20 protein-coding genes are annotated in these 21,228 nt (G+C 57.7%); 9 read left to right on the forward strand and 11 right to left on the reverse strand.

Annotated elements, in window-relative coordinates; all coding sequences use genetic code 11:
- The first annotated feature begins 136 nt into the window (after window positions 1-136).
- From GNX18_RS06210 to GNX18_RS06220, 3 genes are all read left to right on the forward strand, one after another.
- Window positions 137-715, forward strand: a complete 579-nt coding sequence (locus GNX18_RS06210; protein ID WP_138234729.1) for a YceI family protein — start codon at window positions 137-139, stop codon at window positions 713-715.
- A 259-nt stretch (window positions 716-974) separates the two neighbouring features.
- Window positions 975-1,520, forward strand: coding sequence for a DUF2058 domain-containing protein (locus GNX18_RS06215; protein WP_138234730.1), 546 nt, complete (start codon window positions 975-977; stop codon window positions 1,518-1,520).
- Window positions 1,521-1,536: 16 nt separating this feature from the next.
- Window positions 1,537-2,097: a DUF1415 domain-containing protein gene (locus tag GNX18_RS06220; RefSeq protein WP_166216223.1), complete on the forward strand. Its 561-nt coding sequence runs from the start codon at window positions 1,537-1,539 to the stop codon at window positions 2,095-2,097.
- Between the two features lie 38 nt (window positions 2,098-2,135).
- On the opposite strand, the gene GNX18_RS06225 is transcribed toward GNX18_RS06220, so the two are convergent.
- Genes GNX18_RS06225 through GNX18_RS06235 form a run of 3 tightly spaced genes read right to left on the reverse strand, consistent with a single transcriptional unit; the run spans window position 2,136 to window position 5,258 of the window.
- Window positions 2,136-3,917 carry a SulP family inorganic anion transporter gene (locus GNX18_RS06225; protein WP_371808086.1) on the reverse strand — a complete coding sequence of 594 codons (1,782 nt, stop codon included), beginning with the start codon at window positions 3,915-3,917 and terminating at the stop codon, window positions 2,136-2,138.
- A 25-nt stretch (window positions 3,918-3,942) separates the two neighbouring features.
- A complete protein-coding gene (locus GNX18_RS06230) occupies window positions 3,943-4,365 on the reverse strand; it encodes a TIGR01244 family sulfur transferase (protein WP_240914260.1) in 423 nt (140 codons plus the stop codon).
- A gap of 14 nt (window positions 4,366-4,379) precedes the next feature.
- Window positions 4,380-5,258 carry an MBL fold metallo-hydrolase gene (locus tag GNX18_RS06235; protein ID WP_166216227.1) on the reverse strand — a complete coding sequence of 293 codons (879 nt, stop codon included), beginning with the start codon at window positions 5,256-5,258 and terminating at the stop codon, window positions 4,380-4,382.
- A gap of 149 nt (window positions 5,259-5,407) precedes the next feature.
- On the opposite strand from GNX18_RS06235, the gene GNX18_RS06240 reads away from it, so the two are divergent.
- The 5 genes from GNX18_RS06240 (at window position 5,408) to GNX18_RS06260 (ending at window position 10,752) form a co-directional block, all read left to right on the forward strand.
- Window positions 5,408-5,722, forward strand: a complete 315-nt coding sequence (locus GNX18_RS06240; RefSeq protein ID WP_166216230.1) for a metalloregulator ArsR/SmtB family transcription factor — start codon at window positions 5,408-5,410, stop codon at window positions 5,720-5,722.
- Window positions 5,723-5,731: 9 nt separating this feature from the next.
- The gene (locus tag GNX18_RS06245) at window positions 5,732-6,166 is read left to right on the forward strand and encodes a YeeE/YedE family protein (protein WP_166216233.1); all 435 of its coding nucleotides are present in this window, start codon (window positions 5,732-5,734) and stop codon (window positions 6,164-6,166) included.
- Between the two features lie 3 nt (window positions 6,167-6,169).
- Complete coding sequence (locus tag GNX18_RS06250) at window positions 6,170-6,601, forward strand: YeeE/YedE family protein (RefSeq protein ID WP_166216236.1); 432 nt, start codon at window positions 6,170-6,172, stop codon at window positions 6,599-6,601.
- 93 nt (window positions 6,602-6,694) lie between these two features.
- On the forward strand, window positions 6,695-8,431 hold the full coding sequence (locus GNX18_RS06255; RefSeq protein ID WP_240914261.1) for a sulfate permease: 1,737 nt from the start codon (window positions 6,695-6,697) through the stop codon (window positions 8,429-8,431).
- Window positions 8,432-8,496: 65 nt separating this feature from the next.
- Window positions 8,497-10,752: an ATP-dependent helicase gene (locus tag GNX18_RS06260; protein WP_166216239.1), complete on the forward strand. Its 2,256-nt coding sequence runs from the start codon at window positions 8,497-8,499 to the stop codon at window positions 10,750-10,752.
- Between the two features lie 71 nt (window positions 10,753-10,823).
- On the opposite strand, the gene GNX18_RS06265 is transcribed toward GNX18_RS06260, so the two are convergent.
- The 7 genes from GNX18_RS06265 to GNX18_RS06295 form a co-directional block, all read right to left on the reverse strand.
- Entirely contained in the window at window positions 10,824-11,522 is a 699-nt protein-coding gene (locus tag GNX18_RS06265) for a DUF4919 domain-containing protein (protein WP_138234737.1), read from the reverse strand.
- Entirely contained in the window at window positions 11,503-12,768 is a 1,266-nt protein-coding gene (locus GNX18_RS06270; RefSeq protein ID WP_166216242.1) for a patatin-like phospholipase family protein, read from the reverse strand. Before GNX18_RS06270 ends, GNX18_RS06265 begins: the two co-directional genes overlap by 20 nt.
- A gap of 192 nt (window positions 12,769-12,960) precedes the next feature.
- Window positions 12,961-13,965 (reverse strand): YhdH/YhfP family quinone oxidoreductase, encoded by a 1,005-nt coding sequence (locus tag GNX18_RS06275; protein ID WP_240914262.1) that lies wholly within the window; start codon window positions 13,963-13,965, stop codon window positions 12,961-12,963.
- A 42-nt stretch (window positions 13,966-14,007) separates the two neighbouring features.
- Complete coding sequence (gene sohB / locus GNX18_RS06280) at window positions 14,008-15,201, reverse strand: protease SohB (RefSeq protein WP_166216248.1); 1,194 nt, start codon at window positions 15,199-15,201, stop codon at window positions 14,008-14,010.
- A gap of 46 nt (window positions 15,202-15,247) precedes the next feature.
- The gene (locus tag GNX18_RS06285) at window positions 15,248-15,898 is read right to left on the reverse strand and encodes a cation/multidrug efflux pump (RefSeq protein WP_138234741.1); all 651 of its coding nucleotides are present in this window, start codon (window positions 15,896-15,898) and stop codon (window positions 15,248-15,250) included.
- A 43-nt stretch (window positions 15,899-15,941) separates the two neighbouring features.
- Entirely contained in the window at window positions 15,942-16,751 is an 810-nt protein-coding gene (gene nudC / locus GNX18_RS06290) for an NAD(+) diphosphatase (RefSeq protein ID WP_138234742.1), read from the reverse strand.
- Between the two features lie 84 nt (window positions 16,752-16,835).
- Window positions 16,836-18,533: a hypothetical protein gene (locus GNX18_RS06295; RefSeq protein WP_166216251.1), complete on the reverse strand. Its 1,698-nt coding sequence runs from the start codon at window positions 18,531-18,533 to the stop codon at window positions 16,836-16,838.
- Window positions 18,534-18,879: 346 nt separating this feature from the next.
- On the opposite strand from GNX18_RS06295, the gene nhaB reads away from it, so the two are divergent.
- Entirely contained in the window at window positions 18,880-20,412 is a 1,533-nt protein-coding gene (nhaB, locus tag GNX18_RS06300) for a sodium/proton antiporter NhaB (RefSeq protein WP_166216254.1), read from the forward strand.
- A gap of 88 nt (window positions 20,413-20,500) precedes the next feature.
- Here the strand turns inward: nhaB and dnaQ are convergent, their stop codons facing one another.
- Window positions 20,501-21,226: a DNA polymerase III subunit epsilon gene (gene dnaQ / locus GNX18_RS06305; RefSeq protein WP_166216257.1), complete on the reverse strand. Its 726-nt coding sequence runs from the start codon at window positions 21,224-21,226 to the stop codon at window positions 20,501-20,503.
- Window positions 21,227-21,228: the final 2 nt, after the last annotated feature.

The following is a 21,228-nucleotide window of genomic DNA, read 5'->3' on the forward strand; positions in this document are numbered from 1 at the left end:
ACTGGCCTACAGACGCGCCGGCTGATAGTGTTTCTCATCTGGAACTGATTGGCCGTGTCCGGTCGCCCTGCCGTATTCCCGGCACGGGCTCGCGATGCACCCGCTATTAACGATTGGTTGAAACAGGAGAATCACCATGTCCTTCAAGTCCTTTGCTCTGGCGTCCCTGCTCGCCCTGCCCGCTTCTGCATTCGCCGACTGGCAGCTGGCCGGTGACGACTCTAGCGTCAACTTTGTTTCCGTCAAGAAAGCGAACATCGCCGAGATGCACCACTTCAAGAGCCTGAGTGGCAACATCTCCGACGCGGGCAAGGCGCAGCTGGTCATTGACTTGGCAAGCGTGGAAACCAATATCCCCATCCGCAACGAGCGCATGCAGCAGATGCTGTTCGAGACTGCCAAGTTCGCCAAGGCCACCATCAGCGCCGATGTGGATGCGGCCAAACTGAAAGCCCTGAAGCCGGGCCAGACGGCGTCTATCAGCGCGGATATCACCGTTGACGTACACGGCCAGCAGCAGTCCGAAAAGGCGACCCTGCAGGTCACCGGTCTGGAAGGTGGCAAGCTGCTGGTCACCACAGGCTCCCCCATCGTGATCAACGCCGGCAATTACAAACTGCTGGAGGGCATTGAAAAGCTGCGTCAGGTGGCCGGTCTCGACAGCATCAGCCCGATCGTGCCGGTGACGGCAAAGTTGGTATTTGCACAGAACTAAGAACCCTTCAGTTCAATCTGATTTCGTGGCAGTGCCATGCCGGCACAGCCTTGCAAGACACGAGCTAGGCGCCCCCCTCAACCCATCCATAGGGGCTCTTCCGCTCGGCCCTTCTCGCGGAAGGTCTTGCAAAGCTGTGCCGGCAGCGCCACCTTCACATCCGACGCCTGAGTTCTTAACTCGTTGAGCCCATCTACTGCGATCCTCCCCCGAAATCCGCTAGAATTCCCGCCAGAACTTTCCGATCAGGTATGTACCCATGGCATCACTCCAGGACCAACTGCTCAAGGCCGGACTGGTAGACGGCAAGAAAGCCAAGCAGATCAGCAAGGAAAAGCGCAAGCAGAACAAAGTGGCCAAGAAGTCTGGCGATGTACAGGTGGATGAAGCCAAGCTCGCCGCCGAACAGGCTCGCGCCGAAAAGGTTGCCCGCGACCGCGAACTGAACGCCCAGCGCGAAGCCGCGGCACAGCAGAAGGCCATCGCCGCGCAGATCAAACAGCTGATCGAGCGCAACAAGCAGCCCAAGGGCGCCAGTGGCCAGAACGATATCGCCTACCACTTCACCTTCGACAAGAAAGTGAAAAAACTCTACGTCTCCGCCGCGGTGCAGGACCACCTGATTGCCGGCCGCCTGCTGATTGTCGGCGAAGGAGAACATTTCGAGCTGGTACCGCGGGTGATCGCCGACAAGATCGCCGAGCGCAATCCGGCCATGGTGGTCCAGCCGCCCGCGCAGTCTGCTCCGGTGGAGGAAGACGATCCCTACGCGGGCTACGAAATCCCCGACGATTTGATGTGGTAAGCCGGGTCGGCTTGTTATGACAGACAGCGATCCGGTCATCGCCCAGGTACAACAGTGGCTGCAGGACGTTGTGGTAGGGCTGAACCTCTGCCCCTTTGCCCGCAAGCCGCTGCGCGCCGGACAGATCCGTTTTGTGGTAAGCGACGCCGCCGGCGAGAAGTGCAACGAGGTGTTGCTGGAAGAGCTGCTGCAGGAATTTCAGGTGCTGGACCGCTGCAGCGAAGAGGAAGTGGAAACCACACTGCTGATATTACCCACACAGTTGCGGGACTTTCACGACTACAATTTTTTTCTCGACGACGCCGAGTGGTTACTGCAGCGCCAAGGCTATGAAGGCACCTATCAGATCGCCAGCTTCCACCCCCACTATCAGTTCGCGGGCACGCAACCCGAGGATGCGGAAAACCTGACCAACCGCGCCCCCTATCCGATACTGCATATTCTGCGCGAAGCGAGCCTGGAGCGCGGCCTGAAAAATTACCCCGATCCGGACAGCATCCCTCACAACAATATTGTGCGGGTGGAATCACTGACCGAGGCAGAACGAAAAGCGCTGTTTCCCTATCTTTTTTCCTGATCGTTTATCGCCCGGCCCGCGCGGAGCTACCAGCCGGCTCAAGATTCGGCACAACCCGAAAAATTTTCCCGCAATTCAGTAAACGCCTGGTACTGGGTAAAGAAAATCTTGCCGGAGATTTCTTCCAGGAAACCGCAGCGCTGCAGCGCATCCATCACAGGCCCCTTCACCTCGGAAAGATGCAGGCAGATACCCGCCTCCTTCAGCTGTTCATTGATGGACTCGAGCGTCTCCAGAGCACTCCAGTCGATTTCATTGATGGCGCTGCACATCAGGATGACGTGGCGCAACTCCGGTGTTGCCGCCACATCGCGATAGATGCGCTCTTCCAGAAAGGCAGCGTTGGCAAACATCAGGCTTTCATCCACCCGAATACTGAGTATCTGCGGCATCGTCATAACCTGATGGCGCTCGACGTTGCGGAAGTGTTCGGTCCCCTCCACCAACCCCACCTCTGCAATGTGCGGTTTGGAGGTGCGGTACAGAAACAATACGATCGACGCCAGTACGCCGCAGGAAACCCCGATCTCCACCCCGAACAGCAGCGTCACCACGATGGTCACCAGCACCGCAAAGAAATCGCTCGGCGAGTAGCGCCAGGTTTTTTTCAGAATGGAAAAATCCACCAGCGACAGCACCGCGACAATAATGGTCGCCGCCAGTGTTGCCTTCGGCAGAAAGTAAAGGAACGGCGTCAGGAACATGGCCGCAAGCGCGATGCCAATGGCGGTGAAAACACTGGCGAGCTGCGTTTCCGCGCCGGCATCGAAGTTGACCACGGAGCGGGAAAAGCCGCCAGTCACCGGAAAGCCTCCGGAAATACCCGAAGCGAGATTGGCACTGCCGAGGCCGATCAGTTCCTGGTTCATGTCTATTTTCTGGCGTCGCCTGGCCCCCAGGGTCTTGCCCACCGAGACCGATTCCACATAGCCGATCACGGAAATCATCACTGCAGGCAGTGCCAGCTGCTCCACCAGGGCCCAGCTGAAGTGCGGCCACTGCAGTTGTGGCAGGCCACTGGGAATCGCCCCCACCAACTGCACCCCTTTGCCCTCCAGATCCAGACCGGAAGCCAGCACAATGGTAGCCAGTACCCCCACCACTGGCGCGGCCTTCACTAACAGGGACGCGGTTTCCTTCGACAGGGACACGCGCTGCAATAAGGTCACCGCGCCGGAGCGCGCCCACACCAAAAACAGCACGACCGCAATGCCAAGCAACAGCGTAATGGGATTCCAGTCCGCCAGATTCTGCACCATGCCTTGTATAAGCGCCGGCAGGCTCTCGCCGCTGGCGGAAATCCCAAGCAAATGCTTTAGCTGGCTGAATGCGATCAGAATCCCGGAGGCTGTGATAAATCCGGATATCACCGGGTGCGACAGGAAGTTGGCGAGGAACCCGAGGCGCAACACCCCGAGCAGCGCCAGAAAGCCACCGGACAACAATGCCAGCACTGCCGCCGCTGCAAGATAATCGGCGGTGCCCTGCGCGGCCACCTGCCCGAGCGCCGCCGCGCTCATCAGCGATGCGACCGCCACCGGACCCACCGACAAGGTGCGACTGCTGCCGAACACGGCGTAGGCAATCAAGGGCGTGATACTGGCGTAAAGACCAACCTCCGCCGGCAGGCCAGCCAGCAGTGCGTAGGCCAGCGACTGCGGAATCAGCATCACGGTAACCACTGCGGATGCCAACAAGTCTCGCCGCAGCGCCGCGCCGGAATATCCGGGAAGCCAAGCGAATATTGGCAGGTACCGACGTATCCACTGCGCTGATACACCTTTATTCGTTACCAAACTCGCAAGATGTCTCGCTTTCACGTATTGGGTACCGCCCGCTCTTTGATCAATAAGTCACAAGTACGCCAGAAATGTCATAACCGGCCTTTTGTGCGGCGGCCTGCAGTGCGCGCTTGTCGGATCCCTGAAGACAACGCGCCGCAGCCCACAGGTTGCAGGAGCGATTGCCGGTGCGACAGAAGGCGTGAATGCGCTTGCCGTTTTTTAGTAATTCGGCAAATGCCTCGCTGTGGGTGGGTTGCATCTGACCGCGGGAAAATGGAATTGCGGCAAATTCAAGACCCGCCTCGCGGGCAGCATCTTCAAGCTCTGCAAACGTCGGCAGGTTTTCCGACTCATGTTCTGGACGATTGCACACCAGCAGTTCCACTCCGGCATCGGCCAGGGCCTGAATCGCGCCCGGCGGCAGTTCTTCCGAAACACTTACCTGTTGGTCCAGCATTTTAAATTCCATAGTGATCTCGCTCATTGTTGATCCGGGAGTCAAAGTTTGTTGACCGGCACTTTCAGGTACACGGTGCCATTGTCTTCGGCAGGCGGCATCTGGCCGGCGCGGATATTGACCTGAATGGAAGGAATGATCAGGCGCGGCATTCCCAGCGTCGCATCGCGCTCGGTGCGCATCTTCACGAACTGCGCTTCGCTGATGCCGTCCTTCAGGTGAATGTTGCTGCGTTTCTGCTCGCCCACCGTTGTTTCACAATGGTGGGCGCGGCTGCCATCCGGGGGATAGTCATGGCACATGAACATGCGGGTCTGCTCCGGCAGCTCCAGCAGCCTGCGCACAGACCGGTAAAGCGATCGCGCGTCGCCGCCGGGGAAATCACAGCGGGCACTGCCCACGTCCGGCAGGAACAAGGTGTCTCCCACAAACAGTGCGTCGCCAATTAACCAGGCCATGTCCGCAGGCGTATGACCGGGTACATAGATCACGCGTCCTCCCAGGTCGCCGATGCGAAAGGTCTCGTTTTCCGCAAACAAATGGTCGAATTGGGAACCGTCTACGAGGAATTCTTTCTCCAGATTGAACACGCTGCGGAAGATGCCTTGAACCTGCGTAATGTGATCGCCAATCGCGATCCTGCCGCCAAGTTGCGCGCGGATAAATGGCGCCGCGGACAAGTGATCCGCATGGGCGTGGGTTTCGAGCACCCACTCGACCGCGAGGTCTTTTTGCCGCACAAATGCGACGATTTTCTCAGCGCCCGCCGTGGAGGTGCGACCGGAAGCCTGATCAAAATCCAGCACCGGGTCGATGACCGCTGCACTGCCACCTTCGCGGTCGTAGACAACGTAGCTCCAGGTTTCTGTCATCTCATCGAGAAACGGCTGAACGTGAGGAAGTACTTTGGTCTGGTTCATGGAAAATTTCCCCTAGACATTGGATCCGCAAACAATATACCTTTCAATATATTATCTTTCAATATATTATCTTTCAATATATTATCTTTCAATATATTATCTTTCAATATATTATCAACACCCAGAGTGAAAGCCCCACGGATCAACCCATGCCCGACACCACGAATATCAGTCTCGACAAGATGCGCGCTTCTGCCGGCGATGCATCGCTTATGCTGCGTTCACTGGGCAACCAGGATCGATTGCTCCTGCTGTGTCTGCTGAGTCAGGAGGAGTTGTGTGTCGGCGACTTGGAAGAGCGGCTGGACATTCGCCAGCCCAGCCTCTCGCAGCAACTGGGTGTACTTCGCCGTGAGGGGCTGGTTGAAACCCGCAAGGAGGGTAAACGGGTCTACTATCGGGTAGCTGACCCGAAGGTTCTCACTCTGTTACAGACGCTCTATCAACTTTATTGCGCGGAGTAAGCTGCCACCATGACGATCGACTGGAATGCTTTTACCCCCTACACCGCCCTCGGCGGCGGGGTGCTTATCGGCCTGGCGAGCGCCTGGCTGATTCTTATGAACGGCCGCATCGCAGGCATCTCAGGGATTCTCGGGGGGCTGCTTGACCAGACCCCGGGCGACCGCCGCTGGCGAGCGGCGTTCATACTCGGGCTACTGGCCGGACCGGCCGTCTGGGGGTTGTTTTACGCCCTTCCCCCTATCGAGATTCGTGCAACTGCGCCCGTACTGATTGCCGCCGGGCTACTGGTGGGCATTGGCACCCGCTACGCAGCTGGCTGCACCAGCGGTCACGGTGTTTGCGGTTTGTCGCGTCTTTCACCGCGCTCCCTCGCCGCCACACTCGCCTTCATGGGCGGCGGCTTTGCCACCGTGTATGTCGTTCGCCACCTGCTGGGAGCCTGACCAATGAACAAACTTTCACTTTCCGCCTTTGCGGCCGGCCTGGTCTTCAGCTTTGGGCTGTTGCTTTCCGGTATGGCCAACCCGGAAAAGGTGCTGGGTTTTCTCGACCTGTTTGGCAACTGGGACCCCTCACTGGCACTCGTAATGGGAGGCGCCATTGCTGTCGGCCTGCCGCTGTTTACCATCGCAAAAAAACGAACCACCTCCATTGTCGGTGCCCCGATTCAATTGCCCAGCAAGCGGGACATCGACCGCAGGCTGATCCTCGGCAGCCTGGCTTTTGGTATCGGCTGGGGGCTCGCCGGTTTCTGTCCGGGCCCGGGTATAGTGGCGGCAGGCGCACTCAAATCCGGAGCCTTCGTGTTTGTCCTTAGTATGATCGGTGGCATGTGGGCCTTCCGCTGGCTGGAAAAACGCCATCGGCCGGCAAACTGATTCGCGAGGATAAAGCGGGGATAGCTGCTGGCGTAGGCCAAGCGCCAGCGACTATCCTGATCAGATACATTGGCCTTGAGTTTCCATTGACACGTGATACGGGTAAAAGCCCCTGTACCCCTCTGGCTGAAACAGTATCGCCGCCAGAACCTGTCTGCTGATCTTACCGCCGCTTTGGTATCCGGCATGCTACTGGTCCCCCAGGGGCTCGCCTATGCACTACTTGCCGGTCTCCCGCCACATATCGGCCTCTATGCCAGCCTGCTGCCGTTGATCGCTTATGCCATTTTCGGCAGCAGCAGCGCCATGGCTGTCGGCCCCGCCGCAGTACTCTCATTAATGACCCTGTCCGCGCTGTCTTCCGTTGCACCGGTGGGCAGCCCGGAATATATAGCGGCGGCGATCATGCTTACCCTGCTGAGCGGACTGTTTCTGTTCGCCATGGGACTACTCAAGCTCGGCGCACTCTCCAACCTCCTGAGCCATCCCGTCATCAATGGCTTTGTCTCCGGCGCCGCCGCATTGATTATTGTCGGCCAATTGCCGGCGCTGCTGGGCATTGAGGCGGAGGGCGATACGGCATCGATCAAGCTCCTGCATGTGATCCAACACCTGCCCGAGGCCCACCTTCCCACCATGCTGTTTGGCGTGCTCACCGCGCTCACTCTGGTGGTCAGCCGGATCGGGCTGCCCATGCTGTTGTTCCGTCTCGGCGCACCAAAACAAATTGCGCGCCTGACGGCAAGGTTGATGCCAATGCTACTCGTGCTCTGTGCCATTGCCGTGGTGCACTGGCTGGCATTCGCGGACAAGCTGGAAGTGGTGGGCGACATACCGGCGGGCCTGCCCGCGGTCACCGTGCCCGAACTTGATTGGAACCTGATATACCGGGTGATGCTCCCTGCCCTGATCATTGCGCTGCTGGGTTTTGTTGAGAGCCATTCCATCGCACAGGCTCTCGCCACACGTCGGCGCGAGCGATTGAATGCAGACGGCGAGCTATTGGGGCTGGGTGCGGCCAATATTGCCAGCGCGTTCTCGGGGGGGCTTCCCGTCGCCGGCAGCTTTTCGCGCACGGCCGTCAATGCGGAAGCCGGCGCGGCTTCTCCACTGGCAGGAGTATTTGCCGCATTGCTGATGATTCCAATCCTGCTGTTTCTAACGGGGCTTTTTAGCGACCTGCCACTGACCGTGCTGGCCGCTATCATCATCGTTGCCGCCGCGGGGCTGTTTGATTTCAAGGGGTTTATCCACAACTGGCGCTACGATCGCACCGACGGCCTGGCCATGTTGTTTACCTTCCTCGGAGTACTGCTATTTGGCGTGGAAGTGGGGATTGCACTGGGTATCGGCCTCTCATTCGCAACGCTGATATGGCGCAGTAGCCGGCCACATATTGCCGTGGTAGGCCGAGTGCCAGGCACGGAACATTTCCGCAATGTTCTCCGACACGAGGTGGAAACACGGAAAGAGCTCCTGTTTTTGCGTATCGACGAAAGCCTGTTCTTCAGCAACATAAGCGCGGTGGAAGATCGACTACTGAGCGAACTCAAACGGCATCCGGGCACCCGCCACCTGGTTCTTATTCTCTCCTCCGTGAGCCGTATCGATGGCACCGCGCTGGAGCGGTTACAGCAAATCAACAAGGAGCTGAAGACCCGCGACATCAGCCTGCACCTGGCCGAAGTAAAGGGACCGGTACTCGACCGGCTGAGCCGCTCCAAGCTACTGGAGCAACTGAGCGGCCGGATTTTTCTGTCCTCCTACATTGCGGAGCTGGCCCTGCAAAAAGACAGCGAACAGCCTTCGCCTTCCGGAGAGGCCACATAAAGACTGTACCCTCAGGGCACATACTGGCAATATATCCAGTATTTATCAGCTAGCACAGAGTTTCCATGTCCGGCGAAGCCCCCAATCTCACGGAAGAGCAACAAGCCATCGCCAATCATCCCGGTGGCCACGCAAAGATCATAGCCGTGGCTGGCTCCGGTAAAACTACGGCACTTCTGCACTATATTCGCAACCGTCTGTATGGCGGGGCGGACCCGACGCGCATTCTGGTATTGATGTACAACCGCAGCGCACGCGACGATTTTCACGACCGGTTGCGCGCCCTCTGCGACCATCGGGTACCCGCTGTCCAGACGTTTCACAGCCTCGGTTATCGTCTGTACCAGCAGATGATTGCACGCAAGCACCTAGCCCCCGCCAATCTCACCCCCTTGCCGCAATCGGTTGTGCAACTGCAGGTCTGGAAGTCCATCGAAGCCTGTGCGCCACCGGCGGAACTCGAAGATATCCGCTCGCGCAAACAGTCTGAGACCGAAGCCGCGGAATTTTTTATCGACTACACCAAAACCATACTCTCCGGTGATCTGAGCGCATTCCGCCAACTCGGGCTTGGTGATGAGTATATGTATTTCCTCAAGGTGTTCCGCCATTTTGAAGACTGGCGGCGCAAACAGAATGCGGTGACTTATGCCGACCTGATTTACGACCCCGCGATCCTATTCAGCCTGCAACCGGACATTGCCGAGGAGTACGGCAGCTTTTATCAGGACATACTGGTCGATGAGTATCAGGACATCAACGAGATCCAGCACTTCCTGTTGCGCACGATTTACGGCAAATCCGGCAATGTGATCGCTATAGGCGATCCGGACCAGACTATTTATGAATGGCGTGGTTCAAAACCGGATTATCTCTTGCGCCATTTCGATGGCGATTTCCCTCCTTCCAACGTATACCAGTTGAGCCGTACCTTCCGCTACGGCCACAGCCTGTCGCTCGCCGCCAATCATTTCATTCACAATAACCGCGAGCGCGCGGAAATTCTCTGTGTATCCGGCAATCCACAGGCGGAAACCAAGCTGCACCAGGTGGCCACCGGTAACGAAGGCAAATGGCTGGTGGAGCACGTGCGTCGCTGTCGGCAACAGGGCCTTCCCCTGCGGGAAATTGCCGTGCTGGTACGGCTCTGGTCACTGGCCGCACCGCTTGAACTGGCGCTGCTGGCCAACAACATTCCCTACCGTTCCGGCAACCGCAATACCGTTCTCTCACGAAAGGAATTGCGCCCGCTATTTTGGAGTCTGAACGTTGCTGCCGGCCGATTCGCCGAGCTCACACCCGCACGGCGCAGCCAGGGGCTCTACGAATGGCTCACTACACCCCACATTCGCATTCCGCGCGCAACCCTGGAGCCACTCTGCGACAAACTTGGGCAATACGAAAAAGACTGGGGGAAAAAGCTGCTCGCGCTGATTCCGGAATCCGTGAGCCAGCCACAGAGCAAACGGCTGCGCCAGCGGGCAGACCTGCTGCAGCAATTGGAAAAATGGCGAGGCCTTGGCAGCGAACTGGTGCGCCGGCAACTGGGTGAACTGGACTACCTGAACGGAATTGGTGAAGACGCCTTCAACCGTCAGCAAGCGGAAGAAAAACAGCAGACCATTCTGGCGTTCTGCCAGTATCTCGACCAGTTGCGGCTGCCGCCCAAAGAAACCCTGGAACACCTGCAGCAACTGCAGCAACAACACCAAAGTGCGGGAAACACGGGAGAAGAAGCCCCCGCGGACACCATTCAGATCACCACGATGCATCAGGCCAAGGGCCTGGAATGGGATCAGGTCATCATCCCCTCGCTTACACTGCACAATATGCCGTACCAGCCACAGCGGGATTTCTCCACGCCGGCCTCCACCGAAAGCGAGCGACGGCTGATGTATGTGGCCATCACGCGGGCGCGAAGACAGCTCTACCTGTTGACGCCGGAACCCGGTGCTGTCAACGGGCAATTGAAAACAACGGGGTCGGACCAGGATCAGAAGCCGTCACTGTTTCTGGACGAAATGCATCTATCGCTCAGCAACCTGCTCGGAGAGACTCTGCGGGAAAGGCCCGACAATATCACCACTCAGGTTCCCATTACCCGGCTGGCACTCCGCTACCTGGCAGCCTGCGAATACAACCCGGACATCAACGCCCCACCCGCGGCCCAGAGAAAGCCGCAATTGGGGGAGAGCGTTCACCACCAGAAACTGGGTTATGGACGGGTAATAAAGTGGGAGGATTCCAGAGTGGAAATACTCTTCAGCGACCGCCAGAAACGGCGTTTCGAATGGGAAAAACTCGCCCGATTTTTAATGTAATGGCTCTGATGAGGTAGTAACCCGGCGCAGAGTATTGCCCGATCAGCCGCAGGGCGGGAAATAACGTTGTGTTACTCCGTCGCTGTCCCGCCGCTGGCAAACTGCTGGCTTACGTTGAAAAACAGTGGATACTCTTCCCCGGATTCCGGATCGCGCACCTGCATCTTGTCGTAGATACCCTGCTTATCGTAAACAATAGACTGATCGAGTACCTGCAGCCCCTTGAGGCGCACGAAACCGCGCAGCTCCGAAGTGCTGATGGTCTGAAACGCGCTGGCCTGGCTTTTTCCATCGCCACTGTTTTCAATGGAAGTCATCAGACCTTCCACCATATACCGGTGCAGATCCTCGCGATCAAAATCTCCCGCCTGACCACTGCAAACCACACCAATCATATGCGCCTCCAGGCTCATATAATTGTGTTCCAACACCTGATCGACACTGCTTAGGCAGGTTTCAAACTCCGCCTGTTCCACCGCGCTGTATGCTTCCGGCAATCCCTTGAGTTTTACACCACCGTAGGGGTTGTACTCCGGGGATGCCACATAGGCCCGGCGCAACCGGTCAAAATCCAGGGTAAAGCTCAGTTGAAACGCCTCTTCCAAGAGTTGCCGGTACTCGCTCTGGTTTTGCTGACGCAGTGTGGTTTCACGCTCCCGCGCATTCTGGGTAGTACCACAGGCCGCCAACGTTAGCGACACGCCCAATACCAGACCGCGCACGGACATACCTTGCCGCAAAAACTTGAATTCACGAAGGAGGATTGTCATTACTTGCTTCCGTTACGGGTTTGACCCGTATTCCAAAAAGGCTCTTCGGCTGAGTCTCAACCAATTGTGTACGCGGACGCAGAAATTCGCTCAGTTTATCGCGTTCCCACATGGCGTCCTGGTAACCCAGCTCAATCAATTCATCGACATAAGGTTTTTCAAATAGCAGATAACTCGCCGCCGACCCGCCGCCACCCGATGTGGTGGCGCCGGTGGAGCGAAACAGCCAACGCAGCGCCGGCGGCAAAAAGCGCACCTTGCGCCCAGCGATCCGATCCAGACTTTGGCTGGGTTCAATTACTGCCGATTCCACCGCGCGCAGGGGCGCCAATTCTTCCAGCGCCTTCCGCTCCACCGAATCCAGTAGCAAATTGACCCTTTCCAGATGCTCAAGATCCCCCTCGAGACTGTCGATGAAGGCTGCATTAAATAACTGGCCGCCGATCTGTGCCAGTGAGGGCGGGTGTTTCGCCACCTTGCGTCGCTTGCCCCAGTGCACCGGCGAGCGATTGTCGGATACACCGACCACAAATACGCGGCTCGCGCCCAAATGCAGTGCCGGGCTGATGGGCGCCAGCTGGCGCACCGCGCCATCGCCAAAGTACTCATCGCCAAGTTTCACCGCTGGGAACAGCGTTGGAATAGCCGCCGAGGCCATCAGGTGATCCACCGTAAGCCGGGCTCGTTCACCGCAGCGTCGGAATCGCCGCCACTCTTTCAGCTCGTCGTGCCCCTGGAAAAAGCTGACAGATTCCCCCTGGTGATACGACATGGCGTTGACGCTCACCGCACGCAGGCGGCCTTCGTCGATATTGCGCTGGATATTGGTGAACGGTATCACTTCCATAACCAGGTCCCGCAACGGGCGGTTATCCAGCAACGCCAGCGCCCTGTTGCGCACGACACCGTGAGAGAACAGTGAACGGGTAATGGTGAGGATATTCCCCGCCAGGCTGGTCCAGCTGCTGCGATAGATACGGTCTACCGTCAGTCCCATCCACAAGTCGCACAGGCGCGCCACCGCCTCTTTGAAGGTTCCTGGATGGCTCGCCAACAGCAGCGCATTGACCGCGCCGGCAGAAGTGCCGCAGATAATCTTGAAGGGGTTGGGTTCGGCGTCCGGCACCAGCTCCGCGAGGGCCTTTAAAACCCCCACCTGATAGGCCGCCCGTGCACCGCCGCCGGAGAGCACCAGTGCACCGGTGTTGCCACTGTATTGACCTTGTTGGGGGGGCGGAGTATTCACCGACAAAGCTAGCTACCAGATCAACAAAAGGAGGGACAGCATTTCGGCAGGATGGTGTTTCCGATCAATCTGTCCCGTCTGCAAATTATTCTCATCACTCAGCATAGCAACTGAGCCTGGCAGGCGAGCCACGCCACGGCGCCGGGCACCCCAACAGACTCACTGCATCACACAATTATGACCTACAAAGCGCTATATGGTCATATCCACCACATAGCGGCCGATTCCGTGCCCGCGGTGGAGACGTGCGAGAAATTCCGCCGCCTGCTCGAGGGAGATATCCTCCGCAAGTTTCTGCAGTTGCTCGCCGATATACCAGGGGCCCGCCATTTTTTCCCACACTTCAGCCTTCTTGTGCAACGGCAGTTCGACGCTATCGACCCCCAGCAGGCTGATACCGCGCAGAATGAACGGAAACACGTTGGCCTGGAACTGTGCGCCGGACGCCATGCCGCAAGCGGCCACTCCGCCGCCATACTTAAGGCACTTGATTACGTTGAACAGGGTTTCCCCTCCAACCGTATCTACCGCCCATGCCCACAGCGGTTTGGCGATGGCCTTGTTGGCAAACGGCGCCAGGGTCTCCCGGTCGAGCACTTTCCAGGCACCGAGCCCCGTGAGAAATTCCGCGGACTCGAGCTTGCCAGTCACCGCCGCCACCCGGAATCCGAGTTTGGCCAGCAGCGCCACCGCAATAGACCCGACACCGCCGGTGGCCCCGGTAACCAGCACCTCCCCGTCATCCGGTCCGGCACCCGCCTCCAGTAGCTTTTCGACACACAGAGCGGCAGTCATACCCGCCGTTCCGAGCACCATTGCCTCTCGCAGTGTGAGCCCCGGAGGAAGCGGTGTCACCCACTCCGCCGGCACGGCAATACGTTCCGCCAGGCCGCCCGCGGTATTCATCCCCAGATCGTATCCGGTTACCAGTACTTTCTGTCCAGATTCGAAGGTGCCACTCGCATCCGCAATTACGGTGCCGGCCGCGTCGATGCCGGGAGTGTGAGGGTATTCACGCGTGACCGCGCGATTACCAAACGCCGACAGCGCGTCCTTGTAATTCAGCGAAGAGTGGGAAACGGCAATGGTGACCGCATTGGGCGGCAAATCCTGTAGACGCCGCACGACGATCGACTGATCGTATTTCCCCGCCGCCACTTCTTCCACCCACATTGCGCGAAAGCTATCGTCATCCATAGCGTTTCCCTGAGACGTTATTGCCATTGTGCCACGTAGGCCCTATTGCGCCTGGTGCCGCCAAGCCGCAAGACGGGAAAACAACCGTGCGATTGCGTTCTCGATCCCGGACTGCGTGGCGAAACCGATTTTCTTGGCAATGTTCTGCCGTTCCTTGTACTCAACCTGGTAGAGATCGGCATTGCGCGCGCAGGATGTAAGGTATTCGTCAGAGGTTTTCAGTTCATCAACCAACGCCAGATCCAGCGCACGCTGACCAAACCACACTTCGCCGGTTGCCACCTTGGCAACGTCCAGCTGCGGGCGGTACTCTGCAACAAAATGCTGAAAAAGAGTGTGAATTTCCTCGAGATCGCTCTGGAATTTCTCTTTTCCTTCCGGGGTATTTTCCCCAAACATAGTAACCGTGCGCTTGTATTCACCGGCGGTAAACAGCTCGAAATCCACATCATTCCGTTGCAGCAGACGATGGAAGTTCGGCAACTGCGCGACCACACCGATAGAGCCCAGCATCGCAAAAGGCGCTGCGAGAATCCGGTCCGCCACACAGGCCATCATATACCCGCCACTGGCTGCCACCTTGTCCACAATGATGGTCAGTTTGACACCCGCGCTGCGCACTCGCGCCAACTGGCTCGCGGCGAGACCGTAGTTCGCCACCATGCCGCCGGGACTTTCCAGGCAAACGACCACTTCATCTTCACGCTCCGCAATCTGCAGAATTGCAGTAATTTCCTCGCGTAAATTGGATAGAGCACTAGCCTTGATATCGCCGTCAAAGTGCACCACAAACAGTCTTTTGCGCGCGTCGCGCTCAATGGCGGGCGCAGACTGTTCGCCTCCGGCCCCCGCTTCGGCATCGGCTTCCGCCTGCTCGGGCACTTTTACCTCGTGTGCGTCTTTCTCCGCGACGTCTTTATTTCTGTGCTTGCGTGCCTTTGCCTCGGCTTTCAACTCGGCTTTGCGTTTTTTTGCTTGCGCCTTGGCCTCAGCCTTCTTGTCCTTATCCTGCTGTTTTTTAAGTTCGGCGTATTCGGCATCGTCCAAGACCGCTGCCAGCAGAGCTTCCTTCATATCGTCATAGCGGTCGTTCAGTCTGTGGACCGCGATGTGTCCGGGCTGGCGATCACGGTGATGCGCCCGGTTGGCCACAACAATACCGAGGATCACCAACAGGGCCACGACGATGGTAACGACCTTTGCCAGAAACAATCCGTATTCACTCAGAAATTCCACTCAACCCCCAAAAATTCCACTTCAATTGTGTATGCAGTTCGACGCGTCAACGCCACTCGTTCAACGCCGACTGCGCCTGCTGATTCAGCGGGCGCGCAAGCAATCCGGTGTGGCTGATTCGCACTTCATATACAGCGCCATCCTGCATCGGCAGGAACGTCGCACTACCGTAAACGGCGTCCACTACCGGTACACTGCTGTCCATCCCCCGCAACAGGTTCCAGACATCAACACCATATTCGCTCTGCCCCAGGGCATACACCGAGCGTTGCTTGTTGCGTTCGTCCTGCAGCGTCAGGTAACGACCGCTGAGGCGGTCCAGACGATAGGCTGGTTCAATTCCCCAGCGCGCCAGCGCGCCTTTCCATTTCAGCATGCGCGCATCCAATTGCCATTGATCTCCATAGAGTTGGAACTCCTGCGAGATGCCATCTTCGTCCGCAAATTTAACCATGAAATGCTGATCACCGAGGCGCTCGAACGACACAGTGCCAACACTGTGCTCATTCGCCAGATTGCGATAGCTGTATACATCCAGCGCCACCAGAACAATCAACAGCGCTCCCGCCAGGAATAACAGGCCGACCGTACCGCGGAGAAACCCCAGTAGCCAGTTGCCCTTGAGCAACACTTTACCGCCCCAAAACACCAGAAGCAGAGCAACAAATGCAATAACGAAGGTAATGGCGATATACATTATCAAAGCCTCAGATTTGGCGGTGCGTCACCTGGCTCAGCGCTCAATCCATATCCATGAATGTTCTAATCAGTTGACCGGACAGAGTTTCCGCTGGCGGAATGGTTTCGGGAATTTGGCGGCGATGGAACCAGCGCGCCTCCATAATTTCTTCCTGATCTGGGGTCAGGATGCCACCGCGGGCTTCCGCCAGATATCCGATCATCAATTGGCCGGGGAAAGGCCAGGACTGTGTGCCCACATATCGGGTGACATCTACGTCGAGCCCGACCTCCTCTCGCGCCTCCCGGGCGACAGCCTGCTCTGCGCTTTCCCCGGGTTCGATAAAACCGGCCAGCGCGGTATACAGAGAATGTCGATGATGGGTATGACGCGCCAGCAGGCACTCATCACCGCGGGTGATCAGCATGATGACACAGGGAGAAATACGCGGATATACCGCGAGATTACAGTGAGAGCATACGCGCGCACGGTCGCGGGGATGGAACTCTGTTCGCAGGCCGCAGCGCCCACAATGCTGGTGATCAAGATCCCAGTTGACCACCTGCATGGCTCGGCCAGCGAGGAAAAACAGCGGCTCTTCGACCACACCCAGCAAGCTGCGCAAGCCGCGCCACTCACACCCGGGGAGGTCCACACGAATCGGCAGGTGGTGCACGCCGCAGGCTTTCCCCTGCCATTCGCCCAGATAGTGGCTGACGATCCCGGCTTCCCCTTCACCCGCCTGCCAGACCGGCAGTACATCGTGCAGCGGCCCTGCACCGGTGCAGAGTATTTCGCCATTGGAAACGACCAAGTGCCAATGAAATACCGGGTGCGGCAAGACCCGCGCGGCAGGGTTGAACTCTGTCATAGGACTCTGATTGAGAGGACTTGAATTGCTGACCACGGACTGCTCACCGAAAAATGCGTTCAAGACTGCACCAAGGGAGCGACCTCAGGCAACCTCAACGGGGTAGCCGAGCGCCTCCAGGCTCTCAACTGCGAGATCCAGCGACTTCATATCCGCCTGACGATGCAGTTTCACCTCTCCCAGATAGTATTCGAGACTGATGATGGCATCCGCGAAGATTTCCAGTGATTGCTCCACCGCCGGCGCAACGGTTTTTTGGTCGATCACCGCATCGACGAAGTGCGCCAGGCGCTCCACAACCGCCGCCGCGCGGCTGAGGCTCAGCACGACCAGCCCTCCGCGGACACTGTTTAAGGTGGTGGACACATTGCGAATATGACCGTGGTCAAAGGACGAGTCTGCATATGCCCCGAGTGCGCGCTTAATCAGCGCCAGTCCGGCTTCCGCCTCTTTCAGCACCGCCAGTTCTGCTTCCGCCAGTTGACTGCGCTCCAGCGCGATATCCGCATGACCGGATTCGTCCAGTTCAATACTGGAGCTTTGGCGCAGTGCCCGAATGGTACTGTCAACGGCGAGAATTTGATTGGTGAGCTGTTGCAATGCGTTGTCGGCAGCGCGCCCACCCGCGGTGGCACAGCTCTGATACGCCGTCAGCGAACCGTTCAGATTCTCACCGATGCGACGGAAGTTAAGCAGAATCAGCGTGTTGGCGATGCGGCGCAGTGTTTCCACCAGGCCACTCTCTTCACCGAGGTCATTGAAGCCCGCCATCTCGGCGTCGTCGAGAATCCGCCGCACCCCGGAGAGCTCTTCATCCAGTGCGTTGGCCACCGCCGCAATGGCAGTGGCACCGGGCCCACCGAGGCTGGAACGGTCGCGTTCCAACTCCGGCTCCCGATAAGACAACGGGCGCACACCGAACACCTGCAAGAGCTTTTCGCCCTGCCCGGAGGGGCCCGCCAGGGCGAGCCAATACAGGCATTCTTTCACCAGCACCGGCGGCGCCGGCTGATCCAATACTGCGTCGCCATCCCGGCAGATGTTGCGCAAGCGACGATCCAGCATACTGAACACCATCACCCGCTGACGGTTGACCAGCATCTCGCGACTGGCCATGGCACCAATCGCCGCGCCGGCCACGGTCCACAATTTTCCATTTGGGCGGCCGGCACACACGCTGGCAATGCGCTGTAGTGCCCTCGCCATCATGGTGTAGGCTGGTGCCCGTGGCTTGCCTTTTAGCAACGCCAGCAAGCCCACTTGGTACATGTGACGGAAACGGCGTACGAAGCTTTTGAGATCCTCGGAAACTACCGACGACGAAACAATTCCCGGCACGGTGGCATCCAGCCGGCAACGTAGAAAGTGACTTTCAGGCACGGGAGCCTGGGCACGGGCGAGGCGCAGGTTGTTGATGTAGGGCACCAGAAGTTCGGGACGAACGGTACCCCGATTCTGGACAAAATCCAGGTAACGGGTCAAAACATAAAAGGCTGTGCCTACCCCTTCCAGCAGCTCCATAGGGAATTGCTGGCGGTCCTGCAGAAGATCGGTCATTGCCGTCAGCATTTCCTGGGCGAGCAGCTCCGCAGCGCTCAACTGCACCATCTGCAGCACACCTGTCACCTGGCGCAGAGCCTGGATGCACTGCTCCAGCGACTGCTTGTTGCGGTGATCAGCGGCAAACTGGTCCAGGTAGCCGGTGGCCCCCTCAATACTCGCAACCAATTCTTCCTTGACCAAACTGACGGATGTCAGGTTGACTTCGCGCAATTCACTCATTGCCTACACCACTGCAATTGTCGTTATAGTTTTACCGGCCCAGGCAGGCGCATACGCCCCGCATAGCCGGATTCGACACATTTTTCGCAATTTGAACTTCCAATAGCAACCACACCTGTGGTATGGCGGTATATCGGATTCCCCTGTCAGAAAAGCAATTTATACGAAACTGTATAAGAGTCCACCTTTAAGCCATCAATTTCCACCGAATAATCGACAAATCGCGCCCAGAGGCCGCTGAATTGGTAAATCCAATTGAATTTTCCGCCGGAAGTGGGTAGGTTTCCGGACGACCTCCCGGCAGTATCGGGACGGGCCCATTGCGATCCAAGGAAGTTGTCTAAAAATGAACGCTCTCAATGACTCGATGCCCCGAACTGGCGGTGGGCTGGGCCGCGCCTTCAGCGAAAATTTTCTCGGCGAAGCGCCCGACTGGTACAAACTGACCATCGCCATATTCCTGCTGGCAAATCCGATCCTGCTGCACGCCACCTCCCCATTTATCACCGGTTGGGTGCTGATCGGCGAGTTTATTTTCACTCTTGCCATGGCCCTGAAGTGCTATCCACTACAGCCGGGCGGACTGCTGGCCATAGAGGCGGTACTGCTCGGTATGACCAGCAGCGACTCCGTGTTTCGTGAAGTCACGGACAACATCCAGGTTATCCTGCTGTTGATGTTCATGGTAGCCGGCATCTACTTCATGAAGAACCTGCTGCTTTATGTATTCACCAAGCTACTGATCAATGTGCGCTCGAAAACAGCGCTTTCTCTGCTTTTCTGCGGCGTGTCCGCAGTACTTTCCGCGTTTCTGGACGCATTGACCGTTACCGCAGTCCTGATCAGTGTGGCGGTTGGTTTTTACGCGGTATATCACAAGGTCGCGTCCAATCGCCCTGCACATTCGGATCACGACCACTCGCGGGATGACGAAGTAGTGGAGTACCACCGCTCCGATCTCGACCAGTTCCGAGCCTTTCTGCGCAGCCTTATCATGCACGGCGCAGTGGGCACCGCTCTCGGGGGCGTCTGTACCCTGGTTGGCGAACCGCAAAACCTGCTGATTGCTGAAAAAGCCGGTTGGGATTTCGTGCAGTTTTTTATCAATATGGCCCCTGTGACGCTACCCGCATTTGCCGCCGGCCTGATTACCTGCATCCTGCTGGAAAAAATTAGGATGTTCGGTTATGGCGCACGACTGCCAGACACAGTACGCGATGTACTGGCCAACTTTGCCAGAGAACAGGAACAAAAACGCACCCAGCGAGACGTGATTGAACTCTGGATTCAGGGTATCGTCGCCGTGATTCTGGTTCTGTCACTGGCCTTCCACGTGGCGGAAGTGGGTATCATCGGGCTCATGATCATAGTGCTTCTGACCGCATTCAACGGTGTTATTCAGGAAGCCCGCATCGGTCACGCGTTCGAGGAAGCCCTGCCATTTACTGCGCTCCTGGTCGTGTTCTTTGCGATTGTCGCGGTTATTCACGAGCAACACTTGTTCGAACCGGTCACCCACTTTGTACTAAGTCTTGAGCCACAACAACAACCGGGCATGCTGTTCCTCGCTAACGGCATTCTGTCCATGATCAGCGACAATGTATTCGTTGCCACCGTTTACATCAACGAAGTCAAGACAGCCCTCACCGCAGGGGACATCACCCGCGAACACTTTGACAAACTGGCCGTCGCCATCAATACCGGCACCAATCTGCCGAGCGTCGCAACGCCCAATGGACAGGCAGCGTTCCTGTTTCTCCTGACTTCGGCATTGGCACCGCTGATTCGCCTTTCTTACGGTCGCATGGTCATGATGGCCCTGCCCTACACCATTGTGCTTACCGTGGTGGCGTTGGCGTGCGTGGTTTACGCCATCTAGCCGATCCACACCAAGTAACCCAGACGTACAGAAACACAAATGGGGCCCAAGGCCCCTTTTGTGTTTTTCGCATCTCAAACAACGTCGTTTACCAGAAATGCTTGCCCGACGATTTCTCCAACAGAGCGAGAAAGCTTTCGTGAGCTTCCAGTTCTTCCGCGCCCGCACGCACCACGGCAAGGGGCGCTCGGTCCGCGCTCAAACGCCGGATTGTACCGACCTCTAATTGTTGCGCCTCTCGGCCCTCCTCCCGGTCGCTGCCATTATCGGCGCCGGCCAGCGCGAGATCCGTCTGGCCGCCGGTCATGATCAGGTAAACGTCTGCCAGAATTTCCGCATCGAGCAGTGCGCCGTGCAAATCCCGCTGCGAGTTATCGACAAAATAGCGCTTACACAGGGCATCCAGGTTGTTCTTTTGGCCAGGATGCTTTTCGCGCGCCAGCGCCAATGTATCCAGTACACCGCAGTGAGCCGCTACACTCTGCCAACGGGGATTACCAAGACGCTTGAGCTCGGCATTGATGAAGCCCACATCGAAAGGGGCATTGTGGATCACCAGCTCTGCGCCTTCACAGAACGTCATGAACTCATCAGCGATTTGCGCGAACACAGGTTTGTCCACGAGAAATTCGTTGGTGATACCATGCACTTCAATCGCTCCATCATCCACTTGGCGCTCAGGATTGATGTACTGATGGTAATGGCGACCGGTAAGCTTGCGGTTGACCAGCTCCACACAGCCGATTTCGATAATGCGATGTCCGGACTTGGGATCAAGGCCCGTTGTTTCCGTATCCAACACGATCTGCCGCATGT

This window comes from Microbulbifer sp. SH-1 (assembly GCF_011326135.1).
GTDB lineage: Bacteria > Pseudomonadota > Gammaproteobacteria > Pseudomonadales > Cellvibrionaceae > Microbulbifer > Microbulbifer harenosus.